Origin of the sequence: Paenibacillus sp. cl130, from assembly GCF_900116035.1 — a bacterium.
Lineage (GTDB): Bacteria > Bacillota > Bacilli > Paenibacillales > Paenibacillaceae > Paenibacillus > Paenibacillus polymyxa_B.
Genome location: NZ_FOYG01000004.1, coordinates 424,707 through 437,595 on the forward strand (window position 1 = coordinate 424,707; position 12,889 = coordinate 437,595).

The following is a 12,889-nucleotide window of genomic DNA, read 5'->3' on the forward strand; positions in this document are numbered from 1 at the left end:
ATGATATATTAAAACGCTTTCATAAAAGTACTTTTTATCATCTTAATTAAGCTAAGGAGATGACGGATATGAGTCATGAAACAACGGGTATCGAATATTTATTTCAAGATCCGAAGATTCATCTGGATGAGCGTGTACGGGATCTCGTTTCGCGACTAACCTTGGAGGAAAAGGTTGAATCCATGTTGCAATACCAGCCGGCCATTGACCGGTTGGGAGTCGCAGCTTATAAGCACGGTACGGAAGCGGCACACGGGATAGCGTGGTTAGGTGAGGCGACTTCATTTCCTCAGCCTGTAGGATTGGCATGTACTTGGGATACGGAATTAATGCGCCTCATCGGCTCTGTTATCGCAGATGAGGCACGTGTTTACTATCGTCGTGATCCCAAATTAAACGGTCTGACCCTGTGGGCACCTACGGTGGATATGGAGCGTGACCCGAGATGGGGACGCAATGAGGAAGCTTACGGCGAAGATCCGTATTTGACGGGAGAGTTGTCAAAGGAGTTAGTCAAGGGGATACAGGGGGATCATCCGGTATATTTGAAAGCGGTTGCCACTTTAAAACATTTTCTGGGTAACAACAATGAAGTGGACCGGGGAATCGGCTCCTCCAGTATAGACCCACGAAATCTGCGAGAATATTACTTAAGAGCCTTTGAGAAGCCTTTTACAGAAGGCGGCGCCCAGTCGATGATGACTTCTTACAACCTGATTAATGGAACGCCTGCTACGTTATATCATGGGGTTAACGATATTGTCAGGGACGAATGGGGGATGGACGGCTTTGTCGTAAGTGATGCGGGTGATGTCATGGGGATTGTCAACGATCATCAGTATTACGATTCCCATACGCCTGGCGTGGCCGAATCTATTCGGGCGGGAATTGACAGCATTACAGATGATGCGGAGCTCTCCAAACAGGCGATTCGTGAAGCCTTGGCGCAAGGAACGCTACAAGAAGAAGACTTGGATCGGGCATTGTTCCATACGTTTCGTGTCCGTTTTCGTTTGGGGGAATTCGACCCGGCGGCAGACAATCCTTATGCCTCAATCGGAGAGGAAGCTCTCATGACAGAGCAAGCCCGTGAATTGTCGTTGCGTGCGGCGAGGGAGCAGATCGTACTGCTTAAAAATGAGCATGAACTCTTGCCATTGAACCCTGCCCGGTGTGGCAAAGTAGCGGTCATTGGTACGCATGGCAATGAGGTGTACCGCGACTGGTATTCCGGTACGCTGCCCTACCGGGTTACACCGCTGGAGGCGATTCGTGCCAAGCTGGAAGGCAAGGACGCAAAGGAACGCGTCGTGTACCGTGACGGTAAGAAACGCGTGATCTTGACGGCGGTGAATGACGGAGCGAAGCTCACAGTCGATTCTTCCGGTGAGATGCGCCTGTCCCAGGATGGAGAGCCCACAGTATTGACCATGACGGATTGGGGCTATGGCAGTGTGACGTTACATGATGAGCATCTGGGTACTTACGTGACGAGTGATGAGGAAACGCTCCGTGTTACAGCTGATGAAGCGTATGGCTGGTATGTCAAAGAGGTCTTTGGGCTGACTCCTGTTGGACAAGGAGAGCATCTGTGGACAACATGGAATGGCAAACCAGTGATTGCCGGAACGGAGGGCTCATTAAAGGTAGTGGAGGCTGAAAAATTTGCACTTAACGCTGTAGAGAGTAACGCCTCGACAGTTTTAGGACAGAGCCAAACATTCCAGGTAGAGACGGTGTCAGATGGTTTAGCGGAAGCGATAGCCGCTGCGCAAGCGGCAGATACAGCAATTGTATTTGTTGGAAATCACCCGCTCATCAATGGAAAGGAAGAGAATGACCGTCCAGGCTTGGAACTGGCAGCTTCCCAGCAACGGCTTATCGAGGAAGTGTATCGCGTCAATCCGAATACGATTGTGGTTCTGACGGGCAGCTATCCATTTGCCATCCCTTGGGTTCAGGAGCATATTCCAGCGATCGTATACACGTCTCATGCGGGACAAGAGCATGGTACAGCAATAGCGGATGTGTTATTTGGAGATTACGCGCCAGCGGGGCGTTTGAACATGACCTGGGTTCAGAGCGAGGATCAATTGGGCGACATCAAAGATTACGATATTATTCGCGGCGGTCGTACCTATCAATATTTTGAAGGTGAATCCTTGTATCCGTTTGGCCATGGATTGACGTATTCGCCTTTTGAATATAATGACCTGCGTACGGATGCCCCAAAGGATAGCGTAAAATCTATTGCTGCACTGGATGCCGTGGATACGCTCCAGGTGTGGGTAGAGGTGACGAATCGGGGTGTAGCTGCTGGTGAAGAGGTTGTACAACTCTATGTACGGCCCGGTGCCTCACGAGTAAAGCGACCACTGAAGACATTGTGCGGTTTTCAACGTATTCGCTTAGACGCAGGTGAGACGCGAACGGTTTCCTTTACGATTCGGATGAAGGATTGGGCGATTTGGGATGTTACACGGGATTGCTATTGCGTTGAATCGGGTGAATATACACTGCTGGCAGGCGCTTCCTCAGCGGATATCCGGTTGGAGCACCCTGTGTACGTTCGTGGCGAAGTTATTCCACCACGCCAAGCTGGACGAAGTATCCGCGCTGAAAACTTTGATAATTGCTCCGACATCGTACTGGATGAAAGCAAGGAGCAAAGGGAGGCCTGTGTACGTCCGCGCACACCTCAACGTTCCGGTTGGATTGCCTTTCATGGCGTAGACATGGATACGGTGAGTGTGGTCGAGCTTCAGTGTCGCGTGTCATGCAACAGTAGCGATGCCACAATTGAGTTGCGTTTGGATGCACCGGACAGCGAAGCTGTGGCACGTGTGAACGTGGGCAATACAGGAGGGGCGCAAGCATGGGTTACGCTTTCGGAAGCGGTACATTCAGTCTCTGGCACACGTGATGTATACCTGTTGTTGAGCGGGGAAGTGCGGCTAGCTCATTTTACTTTGGGCGCTAATGCTACAGAGGATTCCGGCTTTCAGGCTTGAACTTACTTCTGACATCACGTACAATGCATTCAACGAAGTTTCTACAGCTTAGGGGTGTCATCTCATTTGAATAGTGAAAAACGACTACGCACCGCAACGCCCAAATGGCTTGGGGTGGCGGTAAAGGCGCTTGTCTATTTGGAAAAGCACGGAGAACTCTGTGCCAGCGGTTCTATTGCCCGTTCCATTGACTGCGAAGTCACTTTGGTGCGCAGGGTGCTGACGCGACTTGTACAGGCAGATTTGATTGCAGCACGCGAAGGTCGTGAGGGAGGCTATGTGCTTACCCGTTCGGCCGACCATATTACACTTGCTGATATATACCACGCCATTGAAATATGTGATCCGATTTTCCCGGGTATGATGCATGAACCGGAAACCAATCCTTTTTGTGAGGAGTTGGCGATAGCCGTATCCGAAATTTTAGCCGAGAGCGAACGACGTATGCTGGAAGTATGGGGGTCCCATACGCTGGCTTCGCTTGCCAATCGTACATCACTCGTGGTGGGAAAATGCAATCATAATGAAGATTCAAAATGATAATAGCCGATACGACTCTCAAAAGAGGGTTGTATCGGCTATTTCTATGAAATGGTCATGCCTCAAATTATGTTTCATATGAGCAAACCCGGTTACGTCCTGCATTTTTAGCTTCGTATAGTGCTTTATCTGCCTGCTCCAACAGGGCTGCCCCGGACATATCTTCCCCGGTACCAGGAAATGTCGTCACACCGATGGACACCGTGACCTTAAGAACAAGACCATCCGCTAAAATAAACTCGTGCTGATTTACTCCACTAAGAATCTGATTAGCTATTCGCAACGCTTGCCGAAAAGCACAATTTGGCAAAAGCACGGTGAATTCTTCCCCCCCGCTGCGGGTGACTACATCATTAGGACGACATTTTTCCATTAGAATCTGCCCAAGCTGGCGCAGCACTGCATCTCCTGCCGCATGCCCATAGGTGTCGTTGACTTCCTTGAAGTGATCAATATCCAACACCAGTACAGATAAGTGCTCATGACGTTGACGAGCTTGAGGGAGCTTCTCTTCCAATGAAAACTCAAGCTGTCTTCTGTTGCTTAAATTAGTGAGATGGTCTGTGTAGGAGGTATGCTCCAGTCGAAGTAATAGCTCATTGGATGTGTTGATAGATTCAGCAATGAGGTACAGAAGACATCCGCCGATCATGGATATGAATAATTGGAGCGGATAAACGTGCAGAACATCATCAAGATTCTTCAAATTAATCATAAGGGAACAGAATATAATGCCCATAGCAAAAACGTTCATAATCATCAGCTTGGGTAAACGTGACCAGGACAGATGTGACAATAAAGCGCACCCCAGCCCAACGAGCATCATAAAAATAGCGCCTACGATGGCTTGAGTGTTGATACCAAACAGCAATAATCTACCTACACATATAAATAGGGTAGCCATGAGCGTTGCTGGGGCGCCGATGTACGTTGCGGTAGCTACGATGGCCAAATGACGAAGATCGGCAATCGTATTAAATCCTACTGGAATTGAATAGTACATCATAACAATGCCATAGCACCCAAAAAGGCCGCCTCCGATCCAATGTATCTTACGCTTCAAGGTGTGCAGACGGATTTTATATCTTTGTGATATGAGGCCAGTTATGTACAAAAAGGTGACAAGGATACAGGTATTTACAAAAAACGTACTGAACAAGATGCTAACCCTCCCGAGAGGCATATTTCTTCATTTTATCAAAAAAACTGACATTAAGCTTGAAAATGAAGAATTTATTGAAATTTATTACGCTGATGCGCTTATAACGTTTCGTTCACGTGTTTGGTGCATAACTGGGAATAGATTGAGCATACTCCAAAGATACAAGAATAAGGAAAAATAGGCGGTATCTATTGCTGCCTTACTGGAGATGAGGTTTGCTCATGATTCGCTATCCCTATCGCAAACATAATAAAAAGTCGGGTGCGGGCAAGAACAATGAAAATTCTCCGCGCTATTTAAAAATCGATACTTGTTTGGAAACCAACTTGCAGCAAATTAAGAAATTGACATCAGATAGCCCAGACTTTCTGATTCGCCGCTTTAAATTAGGGCTGAGGGCGGATGTTCCCGCCGCTATTGTGTTTCTGGATAGTATGGCTAAAACGGATACGGTGAATGAACTCATCATGAGATCCATGCTTAGCCGCCCATCTGCTGAAGTGGCTGCTGAGGCGGAGAATGCAGAAGCGCTGTACGCAAGAATACAGAGTCATGCGCTTGCACTAGGAGAAGTGAAGGACTGCGATGATTGGAATTCCATGATGGAACAACTGTTAGTGGGGGACACGATCATCCTATTGGAAGGCTGCGAAAAAGCCATTGCGTGCGGCACACGTGGGGGAGAGACACGCGCAGTCAGCGAGCCAACAACACAGACAGTCGTCAGAGGACCGAAAGAGGGATTTGTAGAATCCCTGTTCACGAATATTTCTCTCGTCCGGCGACGGATTAAAAGCTCCGATCTTACACTGGAGATGTTCCAAGTGGGAAGCACGTCCCTCACAAATGTGGCCATGCTCTACATGAAAAATATTGCAAATCCACGTGTCGTAGATGAGGTTCGTAAACGGGTAGAAAGCATCAATATTGACGCTGTATTTGAGTCCGGCATGGTTGAGGAGATGATACAGGAAAATCACTTTACACCATTCCCGACGATTTTTAACACGGAAAGACCGGACACCATTAGCAGCAATATTATGGAGGGTCGAGTGGCTCTCATTGTAGACGGGACTCCGTTTGTACTGGTGATGCCTACAATATTTGCCCAATTTTTTCAGAGTTCTTCGGATTATGAAGAGCGTTACGATATGGCGACTGTTGTTCGGCTCATTAGATATATCAGCTTCATTATTCTTATTCTGGGGCCTTCTCTCTACATTGCCTTAACAACATACCATTATGAAATGATACCGACTCCACTACTGATCAGCATATTGGCTCAGCGGGAATCCGTTCCTTTTCCGGCATTTCTAGAGGCGTTTATTTTGGAGATTACCTTTGAGATTTTGCGTGAGGCGGGTATTCGAATGCCGCGTGCGGGTGGTCAAACGGTATCCGTTATTGGTGCGCTTGTGTTGGGTCAAGCGGCCGTGGAAGCCGGAGTCGTCACCCCGCTGCTCACAATTATAGTAGCCCTGACAGGAATAGCCAGTTTCGCAATCCCAGCCTATAACATGGCAGTGGCCGGGAGATTGTGCCGGTTTATTTTCATGATACTGTCAGCGTTTATGGGGCTATACGGCATTACATTGGGGCTGATTGCGTTGATTGCTCATATGAACAGTCTAAGTTCCTTCGGGGTGCCCTACATGGCGCCTTTCAGTCCTTTTGTGCTGGAGAGTCAAAAGGATGCCGTATTGCGACTCCCATTTTGGATGATGAAGAAACGTCCTAAAAGCATAACGTCTAAGAACCAGAAACGAATGAAGGATGGAAGCGGGAATTCCCCTTCTGATAAAACCACACCGATGCAGGAGGGGGGCAATCAGGGTGTATCAGGGGAAGAGGAATGAACAAAGGGCAGTAACCTTTAAGGGGAGTATAGGGAGACTGTGTTTGGTCCTGTTACTGTTCGCTCCCTTGTTATCCGGTTGCTGGGATTCTGTGGAGTTAAACCAGAGAGCAGTAGTAGCGGGGATAGGAATTGATATGGTTGGGGAGTCAGATTACGAAGTTTCCCTACAGGTGATCGTGGCAGATGAAATCGCCGGAGCCAAAGCGAGAGGAGATACTCCTGTCGTTTTGTATCGGGAAAAGGGAAAAAATCTGTTTCAAGCGCTCCGCAGAGCCTCACAAAAGGTTCCGAGGATCATTTCTTTGGCGCACACCAAACTGGTCGTTATTGGTGAAAAGCTGGCACGGGCTGGAATCGGCGATATGATGGATTCTTTGGAAAGGTCTACAGAAATCCGGTTGCCGGTGAAAATGCTGGTGGCACGCGGTAATACTGGGAAGGATGTACTGGCAATCATGACCGCGATCGGCCGTATTCCGGCCAATGATATTTCAGGAAAGCTGGAAACATCGGAGCGTTTGTATGCCGGGGATTACGCGGTGACTATCGACGATGTCATTCGCAGCATGTCTCATAAGGGTGGCGGTCCTGTGCTGACGGGCATAGGGGTCAATGGGAATTTGGAGCAGGCTGCAAGCAAGAACAATGTGGACAATATTTTACCGAAAGCCATTGTTCATATTAACGGAATGGGGGTGTTCAAAAAGGATCGGCTTGTCCACTGGTTGGACGATGACCAGGCCATTGGACTGTCTATGATCAACAACAAGGTGAAAGGTGCCCAAACAACACTGAGCTGCGGTAAGAATAGGGAAACCATTGGCATCGAAACCTTGTTTTCTGCAACCAAGATACACACTCGGATGGAGCAAGGAGAGCCTATTTTTGTGATTAACTTAAAACAGACCGGGGCAGTACAGGAAGCCGAGTGCTCGATTAACTTACAGAGTCCGGAGGCGATGAAAAGACTGCAGGAGCAATGGACAGAGGAGACGAAAAAAGTAATCGCTTCAACAGTCAGAGACATTCAGCGTACCCGCAGCGATGTAATAGGCTTTGGCCTTGCGCTGGAGAGGAGCCATCCCCAACAATGGAAGAGGCTCTCTCACGATTGGAGCCGTTATTTTGCGGAAAGTACCGTTCGTATTCAAGTGACTTCTATACTGAAACACACTCAGTCGCGGACTAACCCATATTCCAAGGGGGAATCAGACTAGTGAAAAATAGAACAAGGAGGGAAGGCCATGAAAAAAAGGGTACAGATAGGTGCAAAAGAGATGATCTCTCTTATGGTGTTGTTTGAGATGGGTACATCCATGATGTCTATTCCCGGAAGGAATGCGGGCAAGGATGCGTGGATCGCCATCCTCATTTCCACAGTTTTGGGGGCAATGCTTTTTGTATGCTATGGCAGCCTTCACCGACGCTTTCCCGACTTGCTCATGACACAGTACTGCAGAGCCCTTTTGGGCAAGAAAGCAGGGAGTGCGCTTGCTTTTATATATATCGTGTTTTTTCTTTACGGCGGAGCACGGGATCTTCGGGACACGGGGATCCTGATTGCCGACCGGACACTTCAGCATACGCCGTTGACAGTCATTTGTGCCTTAATGATTGGACTTGTAATGTATGTGGTGTATTTGGGAATCGAGGTTGCAGGCCGGACGGCCATCATCATGTTGATTTTGCTACTGTTGCTGGGCCTAGCCACGAATATATTAATTTTGTTGGCAGGCATTGTAGATGTGGGCAATATATTGCCCATAGCCGAGCATGGCTGGCAGCCGATATGGCAAGTTGTTTATTCGCAAGCCGTGATGCTACCGTACGGCGAGATGGTTACGTTTGCGATGATTCTTCCCACATTAAAAAAGGGCTATCGTGCCAATGGGGTAGGGGTCTCTGCTATATTGTTCGGAGGGCTGCTCCTATCTATTGTTACACTGTCCAATGTGCTTGCACTGGGAGAGGATGTGTTTAAACGGGCGACTTACCCGCTACTCTCGATGATCAGCAAGGTCGAAATATCTGATTTTATCGACAGAGTCGATGTCATCGGTGTTATGAGCGTTATTATCTTTGATTTTTTTAAAATTTTCATCTTCTATTATGCCGCGGTTAAAGCCGCAGAGGATGTATTGAGAATGTCATACCATAAACTGATCCTGCCATTTGGGATTATCATGTTAGTCTCTTGTGTATTGATGACACTGAGCTATCAAGATCACCTTCAAACAGGCGAGTTAGTGCTGAAATGGCTGTTTCCGATATTTGCCGTGTTTTTTCCTATCTTGCTGCTAATCGTGTCGTGGCTGAGAAAGACCCGGAATAAAAAAGGAGAGGAAAATGTCTCATGAGACATCGTCTTGCCGACAAAACATACATCAGTACCGGTAAAATGCTCATTTTGATGTTCGATTTTATTCTTGGAAATGCGGTCATTATTAATATGGATAATGAATATGAACGGAATACATGGATTGCCACTTTGAATTTGGACGAATGTCCCTCATCTATGTCCATCCATTATTTGCTTGCGTTTTCCCTTGTTTGTTCTTTCTGATGACTCTCTTGCGGAGAATCAGAGGAAGAAGTAGAAACTTTGAGGAAACGTGACCATTGTGAGAACAGGAAGCGAAATGCGTTTCCTATTGGCTTTTTGCCCACATTTATAAAGAACACTATAAGCATTCCTGCCAGGACGACATATTCCGATGGTCGCATAGTGCGAAAAGCCAATGAAATAGGCTCCCAAGGATGATGAGCGCCGAAAAGCCATTTTATCGATATACTTGTTCCGAGCGTAAGCATCATAAAGAGAATGAATATCCACAGTATTTTCATAAAATATTCCTCCAATGTGTATGGGCTGAGATGTACCATGTATACATTGTGTTGCAAAGCCGTTCAATTTATCCGATCCCATTGACTTGAAATAAATTAAGATTTATACTTATTCTAAGTTGATCTTTATTGTGATTGTAATTTTGTAATTAATATAATCTGCGTTGGTTAAGGGAGATGCGGTATGAGAACTTTAAATTTAACTTCGCAGCGCCAAGCGGTATATGATGTGGTTCGTGAAGCCCACGATCATCCTACTGCGGCTGATGTTATGAATCGGTTGATGGAGCGCGGATATAATCTGGCCTATGGAACAGTATATAATTCCCTACGTTATTTGACGGATAAGGAATTAATCCGTGAATTGAAGCTGGGGGAAGCTGCTAGTCGTTATGATGGACGGATGGACGATCATCAGCATATTATTTGTCAGGTATGCGGCCGAGTAGATGAAGTAATGAGTGAAGTCCCACATGATTGGATTGACACGGTTGCGCATGAAACGGGGTATAATATTGCCCATGCCCATGTCGTATTCGGAGGAGTGTGTAAGGAATGTCAAAGCAAGCGAATCAGATAACGAATCGTTTCAAAGTGGCTGACATGCCTAGACGGGTGAAGGGCAGTTGGACATCGATGTTAGCAGCTCCCTCTACACCTACGGTGCAGACCGTTCCCTCCAATGAGCCTTTGTATTGTCCGACTACACGTCGTATCATTCTGATCAGTTCGGTACCGGGTGTAGTTCATGGGTTGGTGCGTACGTTGTCAGATGCGTGTTTTGATGTGATGGTTTTTCATCGCTGGGAGCCTGAAGTGCAGCGTCATCTGGGAAGCGATTTGTTGATTTACGATTTGACCGCCACCGAACCACAGAGTGAATTACTGGATATCCGCAATCGTCTTGAGGTAGAACATATGAAAGACACACCGGTTATGTATGTGGTACAGGATCGGATGTCTGTACATGCGCATGAGCTGCTTCCTTCGGAAGAGGTGCTGGTGTGGCCGCTGGCTGCCAATCATATGGTGCATGACATTGAACGGATGATTGTACGCCATCCTGCCGCTTCCCGTCAGGTAGCGCAAGCCAGCCGTCGTACGGTATTCAAGGACATCTGGATTGACCGAGATAAAATGCTGGTATATAAAGAAGAGAGTCAATTGAATCTGACTAAAACAGAATACGATTTGCTGCTGAAGCTGATTGATGCTCAAGGCAAAGTGATCTCCCGCGAGCAAATGATGCACGATATCTGGGAGACGGATTTTGTAGGAGGCAGCAACGTTGTAGATGTGCATGTCAAAAGTTTGCGCAAGAAGCTGGATGATCGACCTGCAGAACCTGAATATATTGCAACCGTAAGAGGTGTAGGATACAGATTGGCAGATTGAACTAAAAGCTATGAATACCGATGAATTTCCGCCGGATGGAGACATTCGGCGGTTTGTATATGATTCCATGAAGAAACTGACATTAGGTGTGACGGTTGACTTTATCCGGATATATACACTACAATCGGTAGTGTGAGGTGCTTCTTATGAAACGACTGAATTTTAAAGCTGGCGAAACCGGGCTTAACCGATTTTTCGGACCTCTGGAAGCCAAAATTATGGATATTTTATGGTCCACTTCGGATCGGAGTATCAAAGAAGTGCAGACCGCGTTGGAGGGGGATCGGGACTTTAACTTCAATACGGTAATGACCGTGATGAACCGTTTAGTGGAAAAGGGAATACTGAGTAAGAGTATACGTGGGAGAACGTCTTTATATCGTCCAGTATTAAGCAGGGATGAGTTCATGGATGAGCAATCCAAGGGACTGAGTCACGAATTGGTTGATGAATTTGGTCCGCTTGCTGTCAATCATATGATTGATGCTCTGGAGGTGGCCGATCCGAAGTTGATCGAACGTCTGGAACAAAAAATTAAACAATGGAAAAAGGATATGTAGACGATGTGGAAAACACGTTCTAAATTACTGTTTACAGCAGGCGCCTTGATTTCGGGTTTCGCCCTTATACAGATGGGTATGTACGCCGGGCAGCATGTTTTCGGCTGGAAATTGAATTATAACGTGTTTCAAATATGCAGAAGCTTGTTGCAGCACTACGGAATCGGCTACATGGTGGATGCGCTCAGCGGGCTGGTTCTCGTTACCTTCACTATCGCCGGAGGAGAAGCAGTCAGACAGTGTATGGCTACCAGGGCAGCTTTTCGCAGACTGCACCGAATGCGTGACCTGCCGCTGACCGAAGCACTGGGTGAGCGATATCGTGAACTCGGGACCGATCGGATATGGGTCATTGATTATGCCAAGCCAGCCGCCTTCACCATGGGATTATGGAAGCCACGTATTGTATTGTCCTCTGCACTATTGTCCGTACTGGACAAGCACGAGGAAGAAGCGGTCATATACCATGAAGCCTATCATATGAAACATTATGATCCGTTGAAGACCTGGTTGCTGCAAGTGTGTGCTAAACAGCTATTTTACTTGCCGGTGCTGCGTCACATTACCAATCATTATAAGACGGCCCGTGAAATTTTGGCTGATAACGAAGCGATTCATCGAGCCGGTTCACCAGTTGGGATTGGGAGCGCATTGCTCAAGCTTCTGAGTATGACGCCTGCCAATACTCGCCTGGTAAACTCCGCCGCTTGTTCCTCGTTTGCAGAAACGTCCATTAATTATCGTATCTCACGTATTTTAGACCCTCAGCAAGAACCTGTCATTCAAATGCCTTGGCGTTCGATTATGTTTTCCAGCTATGTGCTAGTGATGCTGACACTTATGTTCGCACTGGCGCTAATCTAGTTGGGTAAGATGTTTCCTACGGGTGGCGCTTTTCGCGCTCCCGATTCTCGATGTGCAATACACTACACTATGTAGTTTGTTACAGGATTTTTATACAACTTAAAAGGAGATGAGCAAATGAATCAAACGCTTATGAATATTGGATTGTTGTTGGTACGAATCTTTACAGGGGTTATTTTTATCGTTCACGGTGCACAAAAGTTTCAGGGATTAGACGGAACCTCTGGTTTCTTCCAAAGCATCGGACTCCCTGGTTGGATGGCTCCTGTGGTCGCCACGGTTGAGCTGGTTGGGGGTATTGCACTGGTTCTGGGTATCGGAACACGACTGGCTGGTGCGGCATTGACCATCGTTATGATCGGTGTATTGCTAACCGCTAAAAAAGGACAGCCTTTTGGCTCGATTGAATTTGATCTGCTGATTCTGTTCACCAGCCTTCAGCAAGCGCTCGTCGGTGGACGTTTTCTGGCAGTGGATCAGTTATTTGGCCGTAAAAAGGCTGAAAACAGTAACGTACAGGTCTAAATGTTCATATAACCGCGTCCTTAGTCTCATAGGGCGCGGTTTTTGTTTTTCTCCTTTGTGAAATTTTATTGTAAATCATTTGTTACTTTCAACCGATATAACTAACACTGAATGTAATTCAAATATATCG

Annotated in this window: 12 protein-coding genes; 10 read left to right on the forward strand and 2 right to left on the reverse strand. The window is 47.0% G+C overall.

The annotated features are described in order from the left end of the window. Window positions 1-68 precede the first annotated feature (68 nt). Both BM358_RS14270 and BM358_RS14275 read left to right on the forward strand, forming a co-directional pair. Entirely contained in the window at window positions 69-3,011 is a 2,943-nt protein-coding gene (locus BM358_RS14270) for a glycoside hydrolase family 3 protein (protein ID WP_028540757.1), read from the forward strand. A gap of 66 nt (window positions 3,012-3,077) precedes the next feature. Beyond that, complete coding sequence (locus BM358_RS14275) at window positions 3,078-3,551, forward strand: Rrf2 family transcriptional regulator (RefSeq protein ID WP_013312437.1); 474 nt, start codon at window positions 3,078-3,080, stop codon at window positions 3,549-3,551. A gap of 67 nt (window positions 3,552-3,618) precedes the next feature. Here BM358_RS14275 and BM358_RS14280 read toward each other — a convergent pair whose 3' ends face one another. Further along, window positions 3,619-4,710 carry a GGDEF domain-containing protein gene (locus BM358_RS14280; RefSeq protein ID WP_023990814.1) on the reverse strand — a complete coding sequence of 364 codons (1,092 nt, stop codon included), beginning with the start codon at window positions 4,708-4,710 and terminating at the stop codon, window positions 3,619-3,621. Between the two features lie 224 nt (window positions 4,711-4,934). Here BM358_RS14280 and BM358_RS14290 point away from each other — a divergent pair, with 224 nt between their 5' ends. The 3 genes from BM358_RS14290 to BM358_RS14300 are packed head-to-tail and all read left to right on the forward strand — an operon-like array spanning window position 4,935 to window position 8,928. Beyond that, a complete protein-coding gene (locus tag BM358_RS14290) occupies window positions 4,935-6,569 on the forward strand; it encodes a spore germination protein (protein WP_028540756.1) in 1,635 nt (544 codons plus the stop codon). A 43-nt stretch (window positions 6,570-6,612) separates the two neighbouring features. Then, entirely contained in the window at window positions 6,613-7,788 is a 1,176-nt protein-coding gene (locus BM358_RS14295; RefSeq protein WP_028540755.1) for a Ger(x)C family spore germination protein, read from the forward strand. Between the two features lie 27 nt (window positions 7,789-7,815). Then, window positions 7,816-8,928 carry a GerAB/ArcD/ProY family transporter gene (locus BM358_RS14300; RefSeq protein ID WP_023990811.1) on the forward strand — a complete coding sequence of 371 codons (1,113 nt, stop codon included), beginning with the start codon at window positions 7,816-7,818 and terminating at the stop codon, window positions 8,926-8,928. A 169-nt stretch (window positions 8,929-9,097) separates the two neighbouring features. Here BM358_RS14300 and BM358_RS14310 read toward each other — a convergent pair whose 3' ends face one another. Beyond that, window positions 9,098-9,415, reverse strand: a complete 318-nt coding sequence (locus BM358_RS14310; protein ID WP_080751662.1) for a YczF family membrane protein — start codon at window positions 9,413-9,415, stop codon at window positions 9,098-9,100. A 184-nt stretch (window positions 9,416-9,599) separates the two neighbouring features. Here BM358_RS14310 and BM358_RS14315 point away from each other — a divergent pair, with 184 nt between their 5' ends. The 5 genes from BM358_RS14315 to BM358_RS14335 all read left to right on the forward strand — a co-directional run bounded on the left by BM358_RS14315 (window position 9,600) and on the right by BM358_RS14335 (window position 12,759). Next, entirely contained in the window at window positions 9,600-9,995 is a 396-nt protein-coding gene (locus tag BM358_RS14315) for a Fur family transcriptional regulator (protein ID WP_023990809.1), read from the forward strand. After that, window positions 9,971-10,810, forward strand: coding sequence for a winged helix-turn-helix domain-containing protein (locus tag BM358_RS14320; RefSeq protein ID WP_028540753.1), 840 nt, complete (start codon window positions 9,971-9,973; stop codon window positions 10,808-10,810). Before BM358_RS14315 ends, BM358_RS14320 begins: the two co-directional genes overlap by 25 nt. Before the next feature lie 146 nt (window positions 10,811-10,956). Continuing rightward, window positions 10,957-11,370, forward strand: a complete 414-nt coding sequence (locus BM358_RS14325; protein WP_023990807.1) for a BlaI/MecI/CopY family transcriptional regulator — start codon at window positions 10,957-10,959, stop codon at window positions 11,368-11,370. Window positions 11,371-11,373: 3 nt separating this feature from the next. Continuing rightward, a complete protein-coding gene (locus BM358_RS14330) occupies window positions 11,374-12,234 on the forward strand; it encodes a M56 family metallopeptidase (RefSeq protein WP_028540752.1) in 861 nt (286 codons plus the stop codon). Between the two features lie 117 nt (window positions 12,235-12,351). Further along, complete coding sequence (locus BM358_RS14335; RefSeq protein ID WP_028540751.1) at window positions 12,352-12,759, forward strand: DoxX family protein; 408 nt, start codon at window positions 12,352-12,354, stop codon at window positions 12,757-12,759. The last annotated feature ends 130 nt before the right edge of the window (window positions 12,760-12,889 follow it).